The 22,970-nt window shown below is 71.6% G+C and carries 13 protein-coding genes; 6 read left to right on the top strand and 7 right to left on the bottom strand.

The features are described 5' to 3' along the window. Nucleotides 1-33 precede the first annotated feature (33 nt). Both ACZ3IC_RS17860 and ACZ3IC_RS17855 read right to left on the bottom strand, forming a co-directional pair. The gene (locus tag ACZ3IC_RS17860; protein ID WP_467417268.1) at nucleotides 34-1,272 is read right to left on the bottom strand and encodes a serine/threonine-protein kinase; all 1,239 of its coding nucleotides are present in this window, start codon (nucleotides 1,270-1,272) and stop codon (nucleotides 34-36) included. 181 nt (nucleotides 1,273-1,453) lie between these two features. Beyond that, nucleotides 1,454-3,100, bottom strand: a complete 1,647-nt coding sequence (locus ACZ3IC_RS17855) for a serine/threonine-protein kinase (RefSeq protein ID WP_467417266.1) — start codon at nucleotides 3,098-3,100, stop codon at nucleotides 1,454-1,456. A 501-nt stretch (nucleotides 3,101-3,601) separates the two neighbouring features. Between ACZ3IC_RS17855 and ACZ3IC_RS17850 the strand changes: the two genes are divergently transcribed. The 5 genes from ACZ3IC_RS17850 to ACZ3IC_RS17830 all read left to right on the top strand — a co-directional run bounded on the left by ACZ3IC_RS17850 (nucleotide 3,602) and on the right by ACZ3IC_RS17830 (nucleotide 11,488). Continuing rightward, nucleotides 3,602-7,273, top strand: coding sequence for an FHA domain-containing protein (locus tag ACZ3IC_RS17850; protein ID WP_467417265.1), 3,672 nt, complete (start codon nucleotides 3,602-3,604; stop codon nucleotides 7,271-7,273). Between the two features lie 140 nt (nucleotides 7,274-7,413). Next, a complete protein-coding gene (locus ACZ3IC_RS17845; RefSeq protein WP_467417263.1) occupies nucleotides 7,414-8,778 on the top strand; it encodes an ABC transporter substrate-binding protein in 1,365 nt (454 codons plus the stop codon). 4 nt (nucleotides 8,779-8,782) lie between these two features. Beyond that, nucleotides 8,783-10,201, top strand: coding sequence for a carbohydrate ABC transporter permease (locus ACZ3IC_RS17840; protein WP_467417261.1), 1,419 nt, complete (start codon nucleotides 8,783-8,785; stop codon nucleotides 10,199-10,201). Nucleotides 10,202-10,301: 100 nt separating this feature from the next. Next, entirely contained in the window at nucleotides 10,302-11,213 is a 912-nt protein-coding gene (locus ACZ3IC_RS17835) for a carbohydrate ABC transporter permease (protein ID WP_467417260.1), read from the top strand. A gap of 32 nt (nucleotides 11,214-11,245) precedes the next feature. After that, on the top strand, nucleotides 11,246-11,488 hold the full coding sequence (locus ACZ3IC_RS17830) for a CDP-glycerol glycerophosphotransferase family protein (RefSeq protein WP_467417571.1): 243 nt from the start codon (nucleotides 11,246-11,248) through the stop codon (nucleotides 11,486-11,488). A 27-nt stretch (nucleotides 11,489-11,515) separates the two neighbouring features. On the opposite strand, the gene ACZ3IC_RS17825 is transcribed toward ACZ3IC_RS17830, so the two are convergent. The 5 genes from ACZ3IC_RS17825 to ACZ3IC_RS17805 all read right to left on the bottom strand — a co-directional run bounded on the left by ACZ3IC_RS17825 (nucleotide 11,516) and on the right by ACZ3IC_RS17805 (nucleotide 19,185). Continuing rightward, nucleotides 11,516-11,890, bottom strand: a complete 375-nt coding sequence (locus tag ACZ3IC_RS17825; RefSeq protein WP_467417258.1) for a DMT family transporter — start codon at nucleotides 11,888-11,890, stop codon at nucleotides 11,516-11,518. A gap of 70 nt (nucleotides 11,891-11,960) precedes the next feature. Continuing rightward, on the bottom strand, nucleotides 11,961-13,475 hold the full coding sequence (locus ACZ3IC_RS17820) for a methyltransferase domain-containing protein (RefSeq protein WP_467417256.1): 1,515 nt from the start codon (nucleotides 13,473-13,475) through the stop codon (nucleotides 11,961-11,963). Between the two features lie 47 nt (nucleotides 13,476-13,522). Next, nucleotides 13,523-14,569 (bottom strand): glycosyltransferase family 39 protein, encoded by a 1,047-nt coding sequence (locus ACZ3IC_RS17815; RefSeq protein WP_467417255.1) that lies wholly within the window; start codon nucleotides 14,567-14,569, stop codon nucleotides 13,523-13,525. 306 nt (nucleotides 14,570-14,875) lie between these two features. After that, nucleotides 14,876-18,457: a bifunctional glycosyltransferase/CDP-glycerol:glycerophosphate glycerophosphotransferase gene (locus ACZ3IC_RS17810; RefSeq protein WP_467417254.1), complete on the bottom strand. Its 3,582-nt coding sequence runs from the start codon at nucleotides 18,455-18,457 to the stop codon at nucleotides 14,876-14,878. A 122-nt stretch (nucleotides 18,458-18,579) separates the two neighbouring features. After that, nucleotides 18,580-19,185 carry a glycosyltransferase family 2 protein gene (locus ACZ3IC_RS17805; RefSeq protein WP_467417252.1) on the bottom strand — a complete coding sequence of 202 codons (606 nt, stop codon included), beginning with the start codon at nucleotides 19,183-19,185 and terminating at the stop codon, nucleotides 18,580-18,582. Nucleotides 19,186-19,286: 101 nt separating this feature from the next. Here ACZ3IC_RS17805 and ACZ3IC_RS17800 point away from each other — a divergent pair, with 101 nt between their 5' ends. Beyond that, nucleotides 19,287-22,883, top strand: a complete 3,597-nt coding sequence (locus ACZ3IC_RS17800) for a bifunctional glycosyltransferase/CDP-glycerol:glycerophosphate glycerophosphotransferase (protein WP_467417251.1) — start codon at nucleotides 19,287-19,289, stop codon at nucleotides 22,881-22,883. Nucleotides 22,884-22,970 lie beyond the last annotated feature (87 nt).

The following is a 22,970-nucleotide window of genomic DNA, read 5'->3' as shown; positions in this document are numbered from 1 at the left end:
GCCGTCAACGACCGCCTCGCGGAGCCCCGCGGGTCAGGGTGTTCCCGGCGCCGAGTTCTTCGTGTCCTGCGCAGGCGGTTCCGTGTCGTCGCCGCCCAGCGCCAGCCCGCCGCCCACGCCCAGCGCCACGACCAGCACCAGCACCGCGGCGCCCAGCGTCAGGCGGCGCTTGCGGACGGCAGCGGACTTGTTGCGGGCCGAACCGGGGCGGGGCCTGCCCGGGGCCCGGGGGGCCCTGGCCGTGCCCCTGGGGCCGCCGGAGAGTTCGTCGGGGGCCGGGACACGCATGCTCGTGTGGGTGTCCCGGTTGGAGTCGGCGGACGAACCGGGGACCAGGGGGACCGCGCCGCGGCGCCGGGGTTCCTCGGGCGCGGGGGTGTACTGCTGCTCGTCGTACGTCTGGGGTTCCGGTTCGGTGCCCGGCTCGTCCACGTCCAGCGGCGGGATGCCGGCCAGCTGCGGAAGCTGCTCGCGCAGCCGGGCCGCCAGCTCGGAAGCGCGCAGCCGGGAGGCCGGGGCCTTGGCCAGGCACTGGACCAGAAGCTGCCAGAGCTCCTCGGGGATGCCCGGGAGCGGGACGACCGTCTCCGTGACGTGGCGGCGCAGGACCGCGCCGGGGTGTCCGCCGCCGAAGGGCGTGAAGCCGGCGAGGAGTTCGTACAGGACCGTTGCGAGGGCGTAGATGTCGACGGCGGCGCGGGGCGGAAGACCCTCGACTATCTCGGGGGCCAGATAGTCCGGCGTACCGATGATCTTGCTGGCCTTGGTGCGGCGCGGGGTGTCGATCAGCTTGGCCACGCCGAAGTCGGTGAGCAGCGCCGGGTGCGAGCCGCCGGGGCCGAGCGGGCCCTCCATGTCGAGCAGGATGTTCTCCGGCTTGACATCGCGGTGGACCACCCCGGCGGCGTGCGCGGCGGCCAGGCCGTCGGCGACGTCCGCGATGATGGCGACGGCGGCCTCGGGCGCGAGACGGCGTTCCCGGTCGAGGCGGGTGCGCAGGTCCGTGCCGCGTACCAGGTTCATGACGAGTGCCAGGTCGTTGCCGTCCACCACGAGGTCGCGGACGGCGACGACGTGAGGATGGTCCAGGCCGAGCAGGGCGGTGCGCTCCTGGACGAAGCGGCCCACGAGCTCCTGGTCGGACGCGAGGTCCTCGCGGAGCAGCTTGATGGCCACCGGGCCCTCGGGCCCGTCGCCGAGCCACACCGTGCCGGCGCTGCCGCGCCCCAGGATCTGGTGGGCGGTGTACCGGCTGCCGATATTCCGTGCCAAGACTGCTCCCTCAGCGGCTGGCGATGGACCGTCGCTCATGACCCCCGGTCGACAAAGTTACGCGTCGATCGGGGTGTTGAGTGCCCGAGATGGCGCCAACCTTCACTTCTGCGGGCGAAATGCGGTGGAAATTGGCCCGCAGAAGTCGATATAGCTACAGAGTTGATGATGCGTCGGCTGCTCAGAGGCTGCTGCTGCCGCCGAATTTCGAGAACCAGTCGCTGATGCCGGAGACGGAGTCGGTGAGCGCCTGCCAGTAGCTCTTGCCCTGGCCGATCCAGTCCTGGAGCGGCGTCAGTTCCCAGATCAGCCAGCCCGCGACGAACAGCAGGACCAGGGAGAACAGACAGCCCTTGAGGCAGCCGAGGCCGGGGATCCTCATCGGGTTGGCGCTGCGCTGCCTCGGCTCGCGGGCCTGACGCGGGGCCGGCTGCTGGGGCGGCGGCGGCTGCGGGGGCGCGTACTGCTGCCGCTGGTGCTGCTGTTGGGGTTGCGGCTGGTACTGCTGCCGGCGCTGGGGGTGCTGCTGCGGCTGCTGCTGGTACTGCTGATGCTGCGGCGGCGGTTGCTGCTGCCGTCGCTGAGGCTGCTGCTGGGGCTGGGGCCGCTGGGGCCGGCGGCGCAGCGGGTCCTGGCTCGGGTCGAGGTACTGGACCTGCGTCTGCTCGTTGCGGTCGCGGGCCGCCTGGAGCTGGGACTGCCAGGGGTGCGGTCCCTCGGGCTGCGGAGGGCCGTCCGGGTGCGGTGGTACGGGCGGCATGACCGAGGTCGGGTCGGCGTGCCCGCCCGTGCCCTGGCCCGGGCCGGGGGTGTGCTGCATGACGCTGGTCGCGGCGCTCGGATCGTACGAGCCCGCGTTGCTCGGCAGCACCTGCGTCGGATCGGCAGCGTCGGGGGTCTGCGGAACGGCCGCGGGCGCCGGGTCGGGTGCGAGCAGTGCGCCCACGCCGTCGGCTGCCGCGATCTGGGCGGAGCTGGCGTGCACGCCGATACCGGCCGCGACGGTACGCAGTCCGCGGGCCAGGTTCTCGGCGCTGGGCCGCTGGTCCGGGTCCTTGCTCAGGCAGCGCTCTATCACCGTCCACAGCGGCGCCGGAACGGTGCTGGGGCGGCGTGGCTCCTCGCTGAGGTGCCGGTGCAGGACTTCGAGGGCGGTGCCGCCGGAGAACGGCGGGCGGCCGGTGACCAACTCGTACAGCAGAATGCCCGCGCCGTAGATGTCGACGGCGGAGGTCTGCGGGCGGCCCTCGGCGGACTCGGGCGCCACATAGGCGGGCGTGCCGACGAACTCATGGGTCCGGGTGAGCCCCGGGGAGTCGGCCAGGCGCGCGATGCCGAAGTCGGTGAGCATCGGGTGCATCTGGCCGTCGCGCTCGTCGAGCAGGACGTTGGCGGGCTTCAGGTCGCGGTGGACGACGCCGTCGGCATGGCTGGCGGCGAGCGCGTCCGCGATCTGCGCGGTGAGCAGTGCGGCGGCGACCGGGGTGAGCGGGCCGTTCTCACGGAGGTAGCGGTGCAGGTCCGGGCCGTCGATCAGGTCCATGACGAGGGCGAGGAGGTCGCCCTCGACGACCAGGTCGCGGGTGCGCACGATGTTCTCGTGGGTGAGCCGGAGCAGCACGGAGCGCTCACGCAGGAACCGCATCACGACGTCCGCGTCGTTGGCGAGCTCCTCCTTCAGGACCTTGATCGCCACGGTCTCGCCGGGCTGACCCGCGACGGCCGCCTCCGCGCCTGCGGTCTCCCGCTGGCGGGCACGCCAGACGGTGCCCGTGGCGCCGCGTCCCAGCGGCTCCTCGAGCAGGTACTTGCTGCCTACCGGCCGCACGTCATGCGCTCCCTGCTGATCGTGGTGCTTGCGGTGCTCCCGGATCCGCCCGGGAGTTCCGGCCCACTCTAGTGGGGTGACCGGCGGGTTGGGCCGCTCCGCCCTGTTGTCGTCGCCGTCCGCACCTGCGGGGTCCGGCCACCGCCGCAGGGAGGTATCGGCCGGTTGCGGAACAAGACGCTCACACCGGACGGATTGGTTGCCGCGCGCACGTGCGACGAACCCGTTCCGGGCACTCCCTGGGAGCAGTTCCGCCGCTGCGAAGAACGTTCCGAGCAGGCACTTATGGGCACACAGCCGACCTTTCAAGATCAATTAGTGGTGGCCCCCGGGCGTGTTGTCAGTAGCAGGTGCGAGGATGCCTTCAGCACGGGACTGTGGGGTCGGGAGCCCTGCGGCACGTGACGAACCTGTACCGGACGACGCGTCCGTGTCGGGTGGGGGGAATCACAGGGCGTTTCCCCTGCCCGGCGCCCCGCGCAGAAGGGACCGCTGACGGCGATGCAGATCCGGCTGACCGTCCTCGCGCCGCGCAGCGGCCAGACCCCGGCGCGCGCCTGCGACGTGCTGGTCACCGCCCCGTCGGGGACGGCGCTCGCCACCGTGGCGTCCAATCTCGCCGCAGCCGTCTCCGGGCCCGACGGCTCGCTCGGCAGCGGTGCGGTGGTGCTGTTCGCCGGGCGTGAGCGGCTCGATGCGCAACGGTGCGCGCTGGGTGAGCCCCCACTGGTCGACGGAGCGGTGCTCTCGCTCCAGGTCCCGGGCGAGGGCGAGGCGGCGGACGACAGCGTTCCGGCGCAGCTGCACGTGGTCGCGGGGCCCGACGCGGGCGGGGTCCATCTGCTGCACGGCGGGCAAATCCGGATCGGCCGCTCCGCCGACGCGGACGTCCCGCTCGACGACCCCGATGTGTCCCGGCTGCACTGCACGGTGACGGTCTCCGCGGACGGCCGGGTCTCGGTGACCGATCTGGGCTCCACCAACGGCACCTCGCTCGACGGCAGGGAGGTCCGTGACCGCCCGGTCCGCCTGAAGCCCGGTGCGTTGCTGCGGCTCGGCGAATCGACGCTCCGGCTGACCTCCGGCGCGCGTAGGCCGACGCTGGCGACGGCCCCGGACGGAGAGGGGCATCTGCGGGTGTCCGGCACGGCGGGCACGGCCGCTGCCGATGGCGGCTTCGCCGAGGAGCACGGCGCCGGTCACGGTTACGCCCCTGCCGTCTCCCCTGGCTCCGGTCCCGCCCCGCAGGTCGGCCCCGGCGACCGTCATACGTACGGGAGCGGCGACGGCAGGCATGCCGACGCCCGCCGCCAATCCTCCCCCGAGCGCTCCGCCCGCTTCCCGGACGACGAGACGCCCCGGCGGGGTGGGATAGGCGCCTGGGCGCGCAGACTCGCGGGCAACAAGGGCGAGCCGGTCCATGAGGCGACGCCCGACGAGACGGGGGCTGCCGAGCCGCCGTTCCCGGCCGCCGCCCCCGTGGCGCCCTCGGGGTCCGCCGCGGCGGGCAGCTGGCCCGACCCCGCGGCCGTGCTGCTGACCGCACTCGGCCCCGGCCCCCGGCTGTGGGAGCGCGACACCGCACACCCGGAGGCGCTCGTGGTGCGCCTGGGGACGGCGGACCGGGCCGAGCTGCCCGCCGTGCCGGTGACCGTGGGGCTGCGGGAGGCCGGCTCCCTCGGGCTCGCCGGGCCGCGGACCCGGCTGGCCGGACTCGCCCGCTCGACGGTCGCGCAGCTCGCCGCGCTGCACTCCCCCGCCGATCTGGAGATCGTGCTGATCAGCACGGACCGCGCCCGCAGCGCGGACGAGCGCAGACGCGAGTGGGCCTGGCTCGGCTGGCTGCCCCATCTGCGCCCGATGCACGGCCAGGACTGCCGGCTGCTTCTCGCGTACGACCGCGAGCAGGCCGTCGCGCGTACGGCGGAGCTGGTGCGCCGGCTGGACGAGGGGCCGCTCGGGCCCGGCTGGGAGAGCCTGGACCGGAGCACGGTCGCCGAGGCCGCCGCACGGTATGCGGGGCCGTACACCGTGGTGATCGTCGACGGCGACCCCGGCTCGGCGGAGCTGCGCGAGAACACCGCCCGGCTGGCCGCCGCGGGTGCCGCCGCCGGCATCCATCTGATCTGTCTGGCCGAGACCCCGGCCGCCACGCCCACCTCACCGGTCGCGGCGACGTACGAGGCCGCCTGCCGTGCCTCGATCGCGTTCCGCGAGTGCGGGGCGGTGGCGATGCTGAGCGGCGATGTGGCGACGGCCCTGCGGCTGCTGCGTACGACGGACGGCCGGGCCGCGGGCCGCGGCACGGTCGCCGCGGTGGACGCGGTGTCGGCGCACTGGGCCGAGCGGTTCGGCCGGGCGCTGGCCCCACTGCGTACGGAGAGTTCGGCGGCCCACGGCCGGCCCGCTTCGGCCGCGCTCCCGCCGACCGCCCGCCTGCTGGACGAGCTGGGCCTGGCGCGCGCCACCCCGGCCTCCCTGATGGCCCGCTGGGCCTCCACGGCGGACGACCAGCCCGGCGCCACGGTCCGCGGTTCGGGCCGCTGGACGGGCGGCGGTACGGACGCGGCCGACGCGCATGCCCGCGGTTCGGGCCGTGCGGAGTACCCGAGCAGTGCGGCCCCCCGCGTGGGAGCCCAGCGCACGGGCGGGGGCCCGGTGCCGGACGGCCCGGTCGGATACGCCCCCGGCCCGGGGCGCACCCCGTACCCCGGCAGCGAGACCGCCACGCACATCGGCAGCCCGGCCCATGGCCTCGCGCGCGACGACGCCCATGACCCCCATGGCTCCGGACGCACGCCGCACTCCGGCGCCCCCGCCCTCCGTGTCAGCGGCGGGCGCTACGGCAGCTCGCCCCGAAACACCCCGAGCTCCCGCACCGTTCCCGGGTCCGGTTCCTGGGGCGGCGGCGATGTCCAGGGGGCCGACAGTCTCCGTTCCGCAGGGTCCGGGCGGACCTCGAACCGGGTCAGCGGGCCACGCGGCGACGACACGCCCCAGGTCGCGGCGCGAAGCGCACAGAGCGCCGCGGCGGCCGGCCGAACCGCCGTGGACGCCCACACCGACACGAACACCGGCACCGGCGCGGGCGCCGGTGCGGCCGCGGCCGCCTCCGTCGAAGGCACCGCTGTCGCGGTGGCCGGACGGCCCGTCGTGGTGCTCGGGGCCGGTCCCCGGGGCCCGGTCAGTGTGGATCTGACGGAGGAGGGCCCCCATCTCCTGATCGAGGGGCCGGCCGGCAGCGGTCGTACGGAGTTGCTGCGGGCCGTCGCCGCCTCGCTGGCCGCGGCTGCCCGGCCCGACCGGCTGGGCATACTGCTGGTCGACGGCGCCGGTGGCGAGCGCGGCGAGAGCCTGAGCCCGTGTACCGAACTCCCGCACGCGTTCACCCACCTGGTGGCCTCCGATCCGGTGCGGATGCGGGAGTTCGCGCAGGCGCTGGGCGGCGAACTGAAGCGGCGCGCCGAGCTGCTCGGCCCGTACGACTTCACCGAGTGGCACCACCGCCACGAGGTGGCCCAGCGGATGGTCGGCCAGCGCCCGCCGACCGCCGCGGAGCAGCGCGGCGACGTGGAATCCCCGATGAGCGGGACGCTCCGGCTGCGCCCCGCCGCCGCGCGGTCGACGGACCCCGGTCCCTCCCCGCTGCCCCGGCTGGTCGTCCTGGTCGACGACTTCGACGCGCTGGTCGCCCCGGCGCTGGGCAGCCCCGGCCGCCCCGCCGCCGGTTCGGTCGTACGGGCCCTGGAGGCCGTGGCCAGGGAGGGCGGCCGGCTCGGCGTCCACCTGGTCGCGACGTCCGCCCGCCCGGACCGTACGGAGGACACGGACCTGGCTCATGGGGCCCGACTGCGCATCGTGCTCGATGCACCGGCCGTCCCGCCTTCGCCTGAGGAGCCGGCGCCCGGACGGGGCCGGCTGGGGCACCCGGACGGGCGGGTGACACCGTTCCAGGGCGGCAGGGTGACGGGGCGCATTCCGCGTACGTCGACTCTGCGCCCCACTGTCGTCCCGCTGGAGTGGGAGCGGATGGGCGATCCCCCGACCCGGCGCCCGGTCCGCGAGCTGGGCAACGGCCCGACGGACCTGGCGCTGCTGGCCAGTGCGCTTGAACGGGCGGCCCGGTCGGTGAACGCCGAGCCGATACCCCCGTTCGGGCCAGTCCGCTCCTGAGGGGCGCCGGACTCGAACATCAGCTGACTTCACGTCACGAGCCCATCACGATCACCGAGTTGACACAAGAAGCGGTATTGCGGCGCCCCACACCGGGCATAGGACTGTGCGCACACAACGATGTAGGAGACGGGGCAGCGATGCGCACAACCCTTCGGATCAGCAGGGCCGCCATGACGTTCACCGCCATCGGCGCACTGGCCCTCACCGGTTGCGGAGATGACGGCGGCGGAAAAGACAAGTCCGACAAGGGCTCCGGGGGCGGCAAGGAGAGCTCGTCGAGCGTCGCATTACCGAAACTGGACGGCGAGAAACTCTCGGTCGCGGCGGTCTGGACCGGAGTCGAGCAGGCCAACTTCGTCAAGGTCCTCAAGGAGTTCGAGAACCGCACGGGGGCGACGGTCACCTTCGTCCCGGCGCAGGATCCGATCGTCAACTTCCTCGGTACGAAGATCGCGGGCGGCCAGCCGCCGGACGTCGCGATGATCCCGCAGGTCGGCGCGATCCAGCAGGCCGCTGCGAAGAAGTGGGCCAAGCCGGTCGGAGCCGAGGCCAAGGCCCAGCTGGCCAAGAACTACTCGAAGGTCTGGCAGGACCTCGGTGCGGTGGACGGCACGCAGTACGGCGTCTACTTCAAAGCCGCCAACAAGTCCCTGATCTGGTACAACGCCAAGGCGTTCGAAAACGCGGGCGCAGCCGAGCCGAAGACCTGGAAGGACTTCCTGGCGACGGCCGAGACGGTCTCCGCCTCGGGCGTCACCCCGGTCTCGGTCGGCGGCGCGGACGGCTGGACCCTCACCGACTGGTTCGAGAACATCTATCTCTCCCAGGCGGGCCCGGAGAAGTACGACCAGTTGGCCCAGCACGAGATCAAGTGGACGGACCCGTCCGTCAAGGACGCGCTGACCACGCTCGCGCAGCTCTTCGGCAAGCCGTCACTGATCGCGGGCGGCGCCGACGGTGCACTGCAGACGGAGTTCCCGGCCTCGGTCACCCAGACGTTCACCGGTGGTGACCAGCCCAAGGCTGCGATGGTCTTCGAGGGTGACTTCGTGGGCGTCAACATCGCGCAGACGAAAGCGAAGATCGGGACCGACGCCAAGGTGTTCCCGTTCCCCGCGGTCGGCGCCGAGTCGCCCGTGGTGACAGGCGGCGACGCCGCGGTGGCGCTGAAGGACGGCAAGGGCGCCCAGGCCCTGCTGACCTGGCTGGGCTCGACCGACGCGGCAAAGATCATGGCCGAGCAGGGCGGGTTCATCTCGCCGAACAAGGCCCTGGACGCCGCCGCGTACCCGAACGAGGTGCAGCGCACCATGGCGAAGGCACTGATCGCGGCGGGGGACGCCGTCCGGTTCGACATGTCCGACCAGGCCCCGCAGTCGTTCGGCGGGACACCCGGGAAGGGCGAGTGGAAGACCCTCCAGGACTTCCTGAAGAACCCGAAGGACATCGCGGGGACTCAAGCGAAGCTGGAGTCCGACGCGGCCAAGGCGTACAAGAGCTGACGGGATGACGACAGCCGCAGCGGGGGGCGCCGACGCGGTGCCCCCCGCCGACAATCATCCGTCCGGACCGCCGTCGCTGCCCGCGCCCAGGAAGCCGTCCGACGTCTCGGCCGGTGGTCCGGGACGCAGCCGCAGAAGTGTGACCGGCACCCGCCGGGCCATCGCGGCGCTCTTCCTGGCGCCCGCGCTGGTGCTGCTGGGTGCGCTCGTGGTCTATCCGATCGTGTACTCCGTCTACCGGTCGTTCTTCGACCAGTCGGGTACGGGCTTCGCCGGACTCGACAACTACAAGGCACTGTTCACGGACGACACCATCCGTACGGCGGTGAAGAACAACGCGATCTGGGTGGTGCTCGCGCCGACGATCTCCACGGCCCTCGGGCTGATCTTCGCGGTGCTGACCGAGCGGATCAGCTGGGGTACGGCGTTCAAGCTGATCGTCTTCATGCCGATGGCGATCTCCATGCTCGCCGCCGGCATCATCTTCCGGCTGGTGTACGACGCCGCCCCGGAGCGCGGGGTCGCCAACGCCGTATGGGTGGGTGTGCACGACACGTTCTCCGAGTCGGCCGGCTACCCGAAGGCGCATCCGCTGCCCGTCCACCCGCTCAAGGCAGTCGGCGGCGGCGCGTTCGTCACCAAGGCGCCGGTGCGGGCCGGACAGCCGGTGCAGCTGCCGCTGGTCGGTGTGGCACCGGCGAAGATGCCGACGGACGCGAAGCCCGCGAAGGCCGTCGCGGCGGGGGCCGGGAAGATCACCGGTACCGCGTGGCTGGACTTCACCAGGGGCGGCGGCGGCCGGCCCAACGTCATCGACGCCAAGGAGCTGGGGCTCAAGGGCATCAAGGTCGAGGCGGTCAGGGACGGCAAGGTGGTCGCCTCGGCGACGGCGGGCGCGGACGGTACGTTCACCCTGCCTGCTTCGGCCGACGGCGCCGAACTCCGGCTTCCCGCCTCCAACTTCAAGGAGCCGTACAACGGAGTCGAGTGGCTCGGCCCGACCCTCGTCACACCGGGGATCATCGGCTCCTACGTCTGGATGTGGGCCGGGTTCGCGATGGTGCTGATCGCAGCGGGCCTGGCGGGCCTGCCGCGTGAGCTCCTCGAAGCGGCCCGGGTGGACGGCGCGAACGAGTGGCAGGTGTTCCGCCGGATCACGGTGCCGATGCTCGCGCCCGTTCTCGCGGTGGTGCTGGTCACGTTGATGATCAACGTCCTGAAGATTTTCGACCTGGTCTTCATCATCGCGCCGGGCTCCTCGCAGGACGACGCGAATGTGCTGGCGCTCCAGCTCTACCGGTCCTCGTTCGGCACGGACGCGGACCTCGGGATCGGCAGCGCCATCGCCGTACTCCTGCTGCTGCTGGTACTCCCGGTGATGTTCTTCAACATCCGCCGGATCCGGAAGGAGGGGCGCCGATGAGGAGAGCGTCGAACACGACCGCCACCCCCTGCCGGGGGTCCGGGGGTTGTCCCCCGGGACGGCACAGCAACATCCGCCGGATCCGGAAGGAGGGGCGCCGATGACGACAGCATCGAACACGGCCGCGAACACGACGGCCGTGACCGGACCGGTGAAGGCCGAGCAGTCCCTCGGCGCACGCATCGCCGCCCGCACCGGCGGCGGTGCGATGCGGGTCTTCCTCATCCTGGTGGGCCTGTTCTGGCTGATGCCGACCATCGGGCTGCTGCTGTCCTCGCTGCGCGGCGCGGACGACATCGCGTCGACCGGCTGGTGGAAGGTCTTCACGGTCCCGTCCCAGCTCACCTTCGACAACTACTCCCGGCTGCTGGACAATTCGACCATCACCCACTCCCTCCTCAGCACGGTCCTGATCACTGTCCCGGCGACCGTCCTGGTCGTCGTGATCGGCTCACTGGCCGGATACGCCTTCGCGTGGATGGAATTCCCCGGCCGCGACTGGTGGTTCCTCGTGGTCGTGGGGCTGTTGGTGGTGCCGGTGCAGGTCGCCCTGGTCCCGGTCTCCAAGCTCTTCGGCACGGTCGGGATCTTCGAGACGACCTTCGGCGTGATCATCTTCCACACGGCCTTCGGCCTGCCCTTCGCCATCTTCCTGCTGCGGAACTTCTTCGCGGAGATCCCGAGGGAGCTGCTGGAGGCGGCCCGGCTCGACGGGGCGGGCGAGATCCGGCTCTTCACCCGGGTCGTGATGCCGCTGGGCGGTCCGGCGATCGCCTCGCTCGGTATCTTCCAGTTCCTCTGGGTGTGGAACGACATGCTGGTCGCGCTGATCTTCGCGGACTCCGGCTCCCCGCCGATCACGGTGGCCCTGCAGCAGCAGGTACGGCAGTTCGGCAACAACATCGATGTGCTGGCGCCCGGCGCCTTCGTGTCGATGGTGATTCCGCTGGCGGTCTTCTTCGCCTTCCAGCGTCAGTTCGTCTCCGGCGTGATGGCGGGCGCGGTGAAGTAGTACGCACGGTTGCACGTCCATACGGGGCAGTCCTGTTCACCACAACAGGACTGCCCCACCTGCCTTTTCGCGAGTTTGCCCCGCTTTGGCGTACCACCGATACGGACGAGCTGGCCCGGATCTTCCTCGACGGCCGCTGGAAGAGCCCGGCGAACGAGGCGCTGCGGGCCGCGTTCCGGGCCCGGTTCTGCCCGTACGGCGACGGGCGCGCGGCGGAGCGGGTGGTGCGGCAGGTGTTGCTGGGCGAGGCGGCGCCGGTCGGCGGACAGGCCTGAGGACGTGGCCCGTCCGACCACGCGCCCTCAGCGTTGCTGGCCCGCCATCACCGTGGCGAGGCCGACGATCACGAGCAGCGAGCCGCCCCAGGTCCACATCGAGGTCCGCTCGTGCAGCACGGTCGCCCCGGCCAGCACGATCAGCAGATAGCCGAGGGCGTTGAACGGGTAGGCGATGGACAGCGGCACCTTGGCCAGGGTGGTCATCCAGGCGAGGGCGGACACCGCGAAGACCACCAGGCCGAGGACGACCCAGGGGCTGGTCGCGGCACGCACGGCGACGGAGCCGCCGCCCTGGGCGGCGGCGGCCGCGGCGCCCTTCATCCCGTGTTTGAGCATGATCTGGCCGCCCGCCGACGAGAACACGGCGAACAGCAGCAGCATCAGACTGGGGAGGGTCAAGGCCTTGCTCCTGACTGCGGCGGACGGGGTTTCGGACGCCAGGGCGGGGGTGGGACGGGGGAGGGCGGCCTCAGACGCCGACCCGGTCGGCGGAGGCGTACTGTCGGTTGAGGATGTCCTGTACATCGACGTGCTCTCCAGCGATGATCGTCTCGGCCGCATGCGGGGTGAGCAGTGCGACGTGCTGATAGCCGAACAGCGTCGGCCGGATCCGGGTGAGCAGCTTCGACACTCCGCCGAGCACCGCGGGGAGCGGTCCGCCACCGAGCAGCGCCCAGAACGGGGCCCCGGTGGAGGTGATGTGGAGGACGTCGTAGCCCGCGTTCCTGACCGTGCGGCGCAGGCTGGCCCGGGTGAAGAAGCGCAGATGTGTTTCGTCGAGGATGCCGCGCCGGTCGTAGTCGAAGACGCCGAGCGCGACCCGAAGCCGCGAGTACCAGTGGCTGAAGTTCGGTACGGAGAGCAGCACATGACCGCCGGGCCGCAGCACGGTGGCGACCTCGGCGAGCACGCGCTCCGGGCGGGAGAGATGCTCGATGACATCGCCGGCGACGACGTAGTCGTAGTCGGCGCCGATCTCTTCGGGCAGTCCCTCCTCCAGGTCGGCGAGGTGGAAACGGGTGCATTTCTCGCGTACGCCGGGGACCTCGACGTAGTCCACGCCCGTCACTTCGTGGCCGAGGGCTTCGAGGCGCTGTGCGAACAGGCCGCCGGAGCAGCCGAGGTCGAGGACCTTGCCGGGCGGGAGGCTGCGCATCTTCTCCAGGATGACGGCGTGCGAGGAACCGTCGCCCTCCTTGAACGCGTACTCGACCGGCTTGGGGATCCAGGCGCAGGTGCCGAATCCCTTGACGGCGAGCCGGTATTCGAGGACGTCCTTGACGACGTCCTTCGCATATTTCATGCCGTTGACGTAGCAGATCTCGTCGCCGTAGTAGGTGGGGACGGGGATCTCCTTGATCCGCATTCCTTCGTTGAGCAGCTGGACGATGATCTGGGTGTCGAAGTCGAACGCGTCGGTGTTCCGGTGGATCGGCAGCTTCTTGAGTGCGGCGACGCTGTAGGCCCGGTATCCGGAGTGGAATTCGGTGAGATGCGAGCCGAGGAGGGCGTTCTCCAGGCGGGTGAGAATACGGTTGCCGAGCCATTTGTACATAGGCATGCCACCCTTGAGGGCCGACCCGGATTTCATCATCCGTGACCCGAACACGGCCTCGCATTCGCCGCGCTCGATCGGTGCGACCATGTCGGGCAGGAATTCGGGGGCGTACTGCCCGTCGCCGTGCAGCAGCACGATGATGTCGAGTCCGTGTTCGGCGGCCAGCGCGTATCCGGCCTTCTGGTTTCCGCCGTATCCGAGGTTCTTGGTGTGCCGCATCACCACGGTCCGCGGCATTCCCTCCGTCTGCGACCAGCGGCAGCCCGCGGTGAAGGTCGCGTCATGGCTCGCGTCGTCGAGAATCAGGACCTCGGCGACCTTGGACCGGAAGTCTTCCGGAATGCGGTCGAGGGTCCTCTCCAGCGTCGTCTCGGCGTTGTACGCGACCACCAGGATGCCGATCCTGGGGCTCGGGCTTACCTTCACGGGGCGTTCTCCAGTTGTGCTCGGTGCTCGGTGCTCGGGAGGGGCGGTCAGTTGACGGCGGAACCGGTGGGCCGCGAGGTGCAAGGTGCCGTGACCGAGGTCCGCCCATCGGGGGGTTGCGGGAGTGCGGCCGGCCGCGCGGCGAGGATCTTGCGGATGCCGCTGACGAGGCCGGCGGCGAGGACGAACCAGCCGGCCTCGCCGAAGTGCAGCACCGTTTCGCTCCAGCGCACGGCGGAGCGCCCCTGGTAGCCCAGGACCGCCGTCAGGCCGAGCAGACAGTTGTACGCGGCGCCTTCCCAGAACCCGATGACGAACAGGCCGGCAGCCGCCCAGGTCAGGTACTGCAGGGCGGACGCCGTGGAGAGCAGCAGCAGGAGGCCCATCGTGACGGCGACGACCGCGGGCAGTTGCGCGGGCCGCAGCCGGGCGAGCCAGACCCCGGCCACCACACAGGCCAGTACGAAAAGGAAGTGGCCCTCGCCCTGGATGAAGGTGATGAACGACTCCGGCAGGCCGAGCACCTCGGCGAACCGGACGAGGCCCCAGAGGCGGTAGCTGCCGCCCGCGTACTCCAGGACGTTCTCCTTGAGGTTCTGCGGCACGGTCACCAGGACCGGTCCCCAGACGAGGGCGACCAGGGCGGTGAACCCGGCGGTGAACCGGATGAGGGCCGGCCGGCCCGCCCGCAGCGCGACGAGGAACAGCGCCGGGATCACCACCACCGGGATGAACTTGACGCTGATCGACAGCGCGGCACTCACCCCGGCGGCCAGGGGGGACTTCCGGTCCACGAGCAGATGGGCGGCGGCCAGGGCGAAGGTGATGGCGACCGCGTCCGTGTTTCCGTGATAGCCGGAAGTGGCGATCAGCACGGGGCTGACGGCCACGCCCACCCCGCAGGCGACCGCCATGGCGACGGAGCTGCGTCGGCGAACGATCTCGAACACGACGAGTGCGCAGAAGAAGTCGGCGATCGAGGCAGGCGATCTGATCAGCACCCCGAACGGAATGCCGAGTTCGGAGAGTTCGTTCAGGCCGAGGAGCATCCAGCCGGCCAGTGGCGGGTGGTTGTAGACGGGAAGTCCCGGCAAAGGCTGTTCGTAAATCCGAATGGGGCCGTAACGCACGATGGCCTGTGCGAAACCTTGAAAGATTCGCACGTCGGCCGGGCCCGGCATATTTGCCGCGATCAGCATTCGGGTCAGGAGACCGGCGGCTGCAGCAATGAGCACCACCGCCCTCGCCCGTCGTACGTCCCAGGTTTCGCACCGCATTCGGATCCCCATGAAAGCAGAACGTAGCAACCCGAGGACTCCGAGCAACGCACTGATAACCATACTTATCTGGATCGCGACTTCAAAGCCCTGCTTGTCTGCGCAAACGTCCGAATTACTGAATCACTCGAATGGTTCAGACGGGGCGTGGTGGTCCTGGAACATCCGGTCGACCACCCTCGCCGCCGCGTGTCCGTCGTCCAAGTCGCAGAAGTCCCGCCGAAATGCCTCGTACGCCTGCGCGTGTCCTCGGGTGGCCCGCTCCGGGTCGCGCAGCGCCTCGACGAGTCCGGCGGAGCCGGGGATCAGGGGGCCGGGGGCGCGGGCCTCGAAGTCGAAGCAGAAGCCGCGCAGAGTGTCGCGGTAGTGCGCCAGGTCGTAGGTGTGGAAGAGCATCGGGCGGCCGGTCTGGGCGAAGTCGAACATCAGCGAGGAGTAGTCGGTGACCAGCGCGTCACTGATCAGCATCAGCTCGCCGACGTCCCCGTAGCGCGAGACGTCACGGACGAAGCCGCTGCCGCTGTCCGGGAGCCGGTCGGTAACCAGATAGTGGCGGCGCACCAACAGGACGGTTTCCGCGCCGAGTTCGCGTTCGGCGGCGGCCAGGTCGAGCTGGAGGTCGAGGGCGTAGCGGCCGCCGCCCTGCGGCCGGTCCTCGCGCCAGGTCGGGGCGTACAGCACGACCCGCTTGCCGTCGGGGATGGCGAGCCGCTCCCGTACCGCCGCGGCAACCTTGGTCCGGTCCAAGGCGTGGAACAGGTCGCTGCGGGGATAGCCGCACTCCAGGACCTCGCCCCGGTAGCCGAACGAGCGCCGCAGGACGGGCGTGGAGAAGCGGTTCGGGGAGACCAGGACGCTCCACTGACGGGCGCGCCGCTCGATGGTGGCGATATAGGCGGCATTGGCCCGGTCGGTGCCCGCAAGGTCGAGGCCGATGCGCTTGAGAGGAGTGCCGTGCCAGGTCTGGACGACGCACTGGCCCTCGCGCCGCTCGAACCACTCCGGCAGCTGGGTGTTGGTGACGATGTGACGGCTGCGGGCCAGCGCCTCGTACCAGGCGGCGGAGCCGTGCTCGACGGATGTGGCGCCCGCCGGAATACGGGCCTGCTGGTCGCACACCACCCACAGATGCTCCAACTCGGCTTCCCGACGGGCCACTTCCTCATGGATCGCGCGCGGCGAGTCGGAGTACTGGCGGCCGTCGAAGCTGCTGTACAGCACGGTGTCGCGCAGGGGTACGGAGCGCCGGCTCCGGTACACCTCGCGCAGCAGGCGCCGGCCGCGCGCCCCGCGTTCCCCGGCGGTGAGCACGGAGGCACAGTTGATCAGCAACTGGTCGTGGTGGCGCCGTTCGATGAGGTACTTCCGGCCCGTGAGGGTGCGGGCGGCGGGCAGGGTGCGGTGGGCTGCGGCCGGGATGCGCAGCGGGGCGTCGTACGGGTCGTTGCTCGCGCCCTTCTCGCGGAGGAAGAGATACCAGTGGCCCTCGCCCAGCGGCAGTTTCCCGCCGGGTCCCTCGACGGCGTCCGGCTGGAGCACGGCCCTGAACCGCCGCGTCCCGGCGGACCCGGAGCAGGTGAGGGGGAAGACCGCCTCCTCGCCGTGTCCACTGTGCCGGGCCACCAGTTCGACGGGCCGTTCCGGGTCGTCGGGGAAGGTGCCCTCCAGGAGGAGTTGTCCGTCCTCCGTCCAGGTCGCCAGGTCGACGGCGGGCTGTACGGTGCGGTCGCTGATCAGCAGATTGCCTCGGGAACTGGCGGTGAGACCGAGTTCGCGCCGCTCGTCGCCGTCTCCGCCCAGCGGGTAGCGGCCCGGCAGTACGGGACCCGGCACATCGACCGGTGTCCTGCGCCCGTCCGGACCGACGAGATGCAGGCTGTACGACACCTGCGCGGGCGCCGCCCCCTCCCCCGTACGCTGCCGGGCGTCGAGGAAGGCGCCGAGCGGGACATCGGCGGTGAAGCGCCGCCATCCCGCGGCCGAAGGCACGGCTCCCTCGTGCACGCTCACCGGACAGTCGAAGGAGGTGCCGGAGGCCCGGTGGGTGAGCGCGAGGCGCAGCGGGCCCTTGCCGAGGCGGTCGCGGATCATGCCGTCGATCACCACAGTGGCGGCACCGTCGCCCGTGTCGCCCGCGCGGTGCGTCTCGAAGCGGGCGTCGATCCGCTCGGCGTGCAGCACGAGCCTGCCGCTTTCGAAGGCGGGCACGATCCGGTGATCGCCGTCGGGCCGGTGCACGGGCGGCGGTGCGGCCGCCTCGTTCGTCGAGACGTCGGAGCGGCGCAGCATGCCGTGCCCGGCGATGCCGATCTCCAGGCGCCAGGTGAGCCGCTCGACGCTGCCGCCCGCGTCGATGCGAAGTCTGGCCGGGTCGATGACGGTCTCGAAGCCGGACCGGTCGTAGTCGTGCAGGCTCTGCCGGGACCGGGCGGTGGCCTCCGGTTCGACGACCGTACGCAGCCGGAGCGGCACCACGTGCCGGCGCCCCGCCCGCAGCCAGCCGGCCCGGAACTCGCTGCCGCGTGAGATGGCGGGCAGGTTCCGGAGGTACGCGTACCCCTTGAGGTGCAGCTTGCCGCCCTGCCAGTGGGCGTCCCGCAGCCGGGCGGTGAGCGGCAGGTCCCGGTCGGTGACCCGCAGCACCGAGCGCGGCACAGGCCGGGTGAGGGCCGGGAAGGAGGCACTGCGGCGGCGCACGCCCCGTACCGCGAACGCTCCCGGTTCGGCCTTGTCGAAGGCGAGCAGCGCCAGCAGTTCGTCGGTCCGCCGTTCGCGCACGAGGTGCCACATCAGGCGCAGCCGCAGCGGGAGCGCGTCGAGGACGGCCGGGTCGACCTGGTCGGTGAACTCGTTGGCGTACGTGAGGAAGGCCCGCCGGTACTCCTCGTCGCCGTCGGGCAGCGCCTCCATGAAATACCAGAGGTCGTGGGCGAGGACGTGCGCGTCGTACTGCCGTTTGTCGGCGGAACCGCGGTGCTCGTCGAGGAAGGTGGAGACACCCAGCACGTGCGAGGCCCGGTCCTGGACGCCGCGGACGACGGCGCGACGGGTGGTGATCGAGCCCGCCCGGTCGCGCCAGTGGTAGACGACGTCCTTCAGCACATCGACGGAGCGGGCCAGAAAATGGGCGGGCAGGACGACCGGGATGTCCTCGTAGAGCGCGCCGACCGGGAAGGCGAAGGCGTGCTCGTCCCAGAACGACCGGCGGAAGACCTTGTTGCAGGCGATCCGGTCGGCGGCGAGGTCCCAGTCGCGGGAGATGTGGGTGCGCAGCCGGGTCGTCGCCATGGGCTTGCGGAAGTTGGGCGACTGCTGGAGCTTGCCGGAGGTCCGCAGCCGCAGCACATTGCCGGACGCGATGTCCGAGCCCGTCTCGTCCAGGGCGCCGACGAGGAGTTCGTACGCGCGGGGCGGGAGCACGTCGTCGCTGTCCACGAAGGCGAGATGGCGGGCGCCCGGGGCGCAGTTGCGGACTCCGGTGTTGCGGGCGTGCCCGAGTCCGCCGTTCGCCTGGCTCACCAGCCGGAACCGGCTGTCCTGTGCGGCGAATTCGGCAGCCAGCGCCGCACTGTTGTCGGTCGACCCGTCGTCGACCATGACCACCTCCAGGTCGGTCATGGTCTGCTCCGCGAGGGACTTCAGGCAGTCCGTCAGATAGAGCTCGACGTTGTGGACGGGGACGACGACACTGAGCCGTGGCGACATGTTGAGCACGTCCGTTCATCGGGGGCCTGACTGTCCGTATGGCTCAACCCCGTGAAGGGCCGGTGGTCACCGGTTGCGGTCGCTCCCGAACGGGTGACATCGGCTGCGCCGGGCTTACTTCGCTACTCCGCGTCGCTCAGGAACAGCCTCCTTACCACGCGCTCGGCCGCGTGCCCGTCGTCGTAGGGGCAGAAGCGCTCCCGGAACGCGGCCCGCAGCTCCGCTGTCCGCGCCGAGCGCCACTCGCCCGTCCTGAACAGTTCCAGCAGCTCGTCCTCGGTGGTGGCGACCGCGCCCGGGGTGTCGCCGGGGCGCCCCGCAGCCGAAGCCACGGACCCCGGGGCCGAGACGTCGCCCCACCAGTCGATGCGGTCGTGTCCGAGGAGGAGTACGTCCGGTTCGCTCGCGGCCGGCCGGCCGCTGATCGCTTCCAGGGCGCCCGGCCGCAGCAGGTCGTCGCCGTCGAGGAAGAGCAGATACCGGCCGCGCGCCTCGGCCGCCCCTGCGTTGCGGGCCGGACCCGCGCCGCGGTGCTCGGGGAAGGTGATCACTCCGACTTTCAGGTCGCGCGCCGCGAACTCGGCGGCGATGTGGGCGCTGCCGTCCCGGGATCCGTCGTCGACGACGAGCAGTTCCGGTTCACCGGGGACCTGGCCGAGCACGGACTCCAGGGTCGCCCTGAGATATCCCTGAGCGCGGTGGACGGGCACGACGACACTGAGGAGCATGGCAGCCGAGCGTAATCGCGCACTCACCGCGCACCGAATCGCGTGTTCACCCGTTCGGGGCAGTGCCGGTGACCCGGGACGTCCGCCCCGGTTGACCGGTCATGAAGCCGCGCCTCAGTGTCGTCGTCCCGGTCCACAACGTCGAGGACTATCTGGAGGACTGCCTGCGCTCGGTGGCCGAACAGTCGGTCACCGACATCGAGGTGGTCCTCGTCGACGACGGTTCGACGGACGGCAGCACGGCCGTCGCCGAGGCGTTCGCCGCCCGCGACCGCCGCTTCCGCTACGTCCGCCAGCCCAACGCGGGGCTGAGCGCGGCCCGCAACACCGGCGTGCGGCACACCACGGCGGACGTGCCGTATCTGGCGTTCGTCGACAGCGACGACATCGTCGTCCACAACGCCTACGAACGGATGCTGGCCTCGCTGGAGTCGACCGGCTCCGACCTCGCGACCGGCAATGTGTGGCGGCTGAACGAGCTGGGGCGGCAGCAGGCCTGGCAGTACCGCTGGCTGACCGGCACCCGGGCACGCACCCACATCAGCCGCGATCCTCGGCTGCTCGCCGACCGGGTCGCCTGGAACAAGGTGTTCCGGCGCTCCTTCTGGGACCGGCACGCCTTCGCCTTCCCGGAAGGGAAGCTCTACGAGGACACCCCGGTGATGATCCCGGCGCACTTCCTCGCGGGCTCGGTCGACGTGCTGCATGAGCACGTCTACTACTGGCGGGTGCGGGAGGGGTCGATCACCCGGCGCCGTACGGATGTGCAGGGCGTACGGGACCGGATCTCGGCATGCGAGCAGGTCAGCGCGTTCCTGGCGGGCCGGGGCGGGGTGGCGAACGGTGGTGCGCGGCGCCGCTACGACCTCTCGTGCCTGCGCGACGACTTCGTGTACTTCCTGGAGGGGCTCGCGATGGGCGGGCCCGAGTACCGGGACGCGTTCATGACGGACGCGGGGGCGTTCCTGGACCGGATGGAGCGGATGGACGGGGCGGCCAGGTCGGGCCGGGCCGTGGCCCACGAGCTGCCGGTGGAGCTGCGGATCAAATGGCAGCTGGTGAAGGAGCGAAGGCTCCCGGAGCTGCTGACGGTGCTCGCCTTCGAACGGGTCAACGGCGCCGGAACGTTCACGGTCGGCGGTGTGCCGGGGCGGCGGCAGGCCGGTTTCCCCGGCATTCCGGACACCACCCGACTCGCCCGTACCGATCTCCCGGCCGTGGCACGGCTGTTGGAGGCGCAGTGGGGCGACGACGGAAAACTGCGGCTGCGCGGTTACGCGTACATCCGCAATCTGCCGGCCACGGCGCCGCACCACTCGCTGAAGGTGGGCATGGTGCGCGCGACCCGCGGCCAGCATCTGCGGACGGTGCCGGTACGAAACGTTCCCGCACCCGAGGCGACGATCAACTCGGGTCAGCAGTTGCACAGTTACGATCACTCCGGCTTCGAACTGACCCTCGACACGCGTCGGCTGCGGCCCGGTGGCTGGCTGGTGGGCATGATGGTGGCCACGCATGGCACGGTCCGCCGGGTGGCCGTGCGTGCCGTGGAGTCGGGGGCAGTCCAGCCGCTCGTCCATGACCTGGGCGACGGGCGACGGGCGGTGCTCGACTATCTGGGCGGGCGGCTCCGGCTGACCCTGGCCCAGCTGCCTGCCCGGTGCGAGGCCCATCGCGTCGGTGCGGAACTGGAGTTGACCGGACGGCTGTACGGGGGCTCCCGGCCGAAGGCCCTGGTGCTGACCTGCGAAGGGGTGGCGGACCAGGAGTTCGGCCACCCGGTCGAGTGCCGGGCCGGCGACCGTTTCACTGTACGGATTCCGCTCGCCGACCTCGCCGGGATGGCTGCCGCACCAGCGGCACGCCACCGGGCGCCGCGCGAGGTCGAACCGGAGCCCGGCGGGCGGTGGCGGGCGCGGCTGGTGCTGGCGGACGGGTCGCGGGTGCCGCTCGCCGCGGCCCCGGAGGCGGCGCCGCCGGTCGTGGCCGATGCGGCGGGCGAGCTGGTGCTGGACCTGAGCGGGCAACCGTTCGTGGACGGGGCGGCGTGGACGTCGGACGGGGCACTGCGGATGGAGGGGGTGACCGGCGCCGGGGCGGCCGTACGGCAGGACGAAGGACCGGCCCACCTCGTACTGCGGCACGAGGCGCTGCGCGAGACGGTGAGCGTCCCCGTCACGCACGAGGAGCCGCGCGCAGGGGCGTACAAGGAGGCGCACGCAAGGGCGTCCGAAGAAGCGCGCGCAAGGGCGTCCGAAGGGACCTACGAGGGGGCTTACGAGGGGACTTACGAGGGGCGCCGCTTCACCGCGTTCCTCGCGCCCTCGGTGGCCGCGGGGCTGCACGAGGGCCGCTGGGACGCGTATCTGGGCGGCCGGCCGGTCCGTGTGCTGACCGCGCTCACCGCCCGTCTTCCGCTCCGCCGCACGGGGGCGGACACCAAAGCCCCCGCGCCCGCGCCCGCGCCCGGCCGGGAGTTCGCCCTGGACCGCCGGTTCGGCGACCGGCTGACCGTGCAGGCCGGACCCGTACTCGCGGCCACCGAGCGGGGCGCGTACCGCCGGGCCGAGCTGCGCACCACGCACTACCCGACCCGGCGCGCGCTGCCGCTGCGGGACGCCGTCCTCTACACCGGCGGCGACTCACCGCGCGCCGTCCACGCCGAACTCCTGCGCCGGGGCGTGGAGTCGGAGCATCTCTGGGTCACCGACGGGCTGCACGGGCACGCCCCGTCCGCCGCCGTCCCGGTCATCGAGCACAGCGTCGCCTGGTACGAGGCGCTGGCGCGGTCCCGCCGGATCGTCACCGCCGACCAGCTGCCCGAGTGGTTCGAGCGGCGTCCCGGCCAGATCGTCGTGCAGACCTGGCACGGCACCCCGCTCGGCCGTTTCGGCACGGACCTGGACGGCACCCTGTACACCGACCACCACCACCTCGCCTCGCTGCCGCGCCGGGCGGCCCAGTGGTCCGTCCTGGTTTCCCCCAGCCGTCACTCCACCCCACTGCTGCGCCGCGCACTCGGCTACGGGGGCGAGGTTTTGGAAGCGGGTTCCCCGGCCAACGATCTGCTCTTCTCGGCCGACCGGGCCAAGACCGCCCAGCGGGTACGGCACAGGCTCGGCATCCCGGACGGCCGCCGGGTCGTGCTGTACGCGCCGACCTACCGTGACCAGTTGGCCCACCCGTCCGGCACCGGGGACGAACGGCCCCGCTACCGCTGGGATCCGGCGCTCGACCTGGCAGCGCTGGCGCGGTCCCTGGGCGACGGCCACACCGTGCTGGTGCGGCGTCATCCACGGGTGACCGGGAGCGTGCCCGAGGGTCCCGGCGTACGTGATGTGTCGGCGCACCCGAACACCGCGGAGCTGCTGCTGATCGCCGATGTGCTGGTCACGGACTACGCGGGGCTGATGTTCGACTACGCGCACACGGGCCGCCCGATGCTCTTCCACACCTACGACCTGGAGCACTACCGCGACACGGTGCGCGGTTTCTGTCTCGACTTCGAAACCCGGGCGCCGGGGCCGCTGCTCGTCGGCACGGACGAGATCGCCGTGATCCTGCGCGACTCCGGCGCCCTGACAGCGTCGGCGGCCCGGCACGCGGAGGCGTACGAGAGATTCCGCCGTGACTTCTGCGACCTGGATGACGGCGGGGCGGCGGCGCGGGTCGCAGACCGACTGCTCGCCGAGAGGTAGGGCGCGGGTCAGCTCTTGACGGCCCGGGGCTTGAGGGCCCTCAAGCCCTGAGGGCTCGGGACCTGAGGGTCAGCCCTTGATTCCTCA

Source organism: Streptomyces sp. NPDC002958 (genome assembly GCF_055563255.1).
This window is presented reverse-complemented; position numbering and strand designations above follow the sequence as displayed.

What these genes read in the sequence shown, in the direction of transcription:
- ACZ3IC_RS17805 (WP_467417252.1), bottom strand. Translation starts at nt 19,185, where the DNA reads ATGCTCCTCAGTGTCGTCGTGCCCGTCCACCGCGCTCAGGGATATCTC.
- ACZ3IC_RS17840 (WP_467417261.1), top strand. Translation starts at nt 8,783, where the DNA reads ATGACGACAGCCGCAGCGGGGGGCGCCGACGCGGTGCCCCCCGCCGAC.
- ACZ3IC_RS17835 (WP_467417260.1), top strand. Translation starts at nt 10,302, where the DNA reads ATGACGACAGCATCGAACACGGCCGCGAACACGACGGCCGTGACCGGA.
- ACZ3IC_RS17810 (WP_467417254.1), bottom strand. Translation starts at nt 18,457, where the DNA reads ATGTCGCCACGGCTCAGTGTCGTCGTCCCCGTCCACAACGTCGAGCTC.
- ACZ3IC_RS17850 (WP_467417265.1), top strand. Translation starts at nt 3,602, where the DNA reads ATGCAGATCCGGCTGACCGTCCTCGCGCCGCGCAGCGGCCAGACCCCG.
- ACZ3IC_RS17800 (WP_467417251.1), top strand. Translation starts at nt 19,287, where the DNA reads ATGAAGCCGCGCCTCAGTGTCGTCGTCCCGGTCCACAACGTCGAGGAC.
- ACZ3IC_RS17845 (WP_467417263.1), top strand. Translation starts at nt 7,414, where the DNA reads ATGCGCACAACCCTTCGGATCAGCAGGGCCGCCATGACGTTCACCGCC.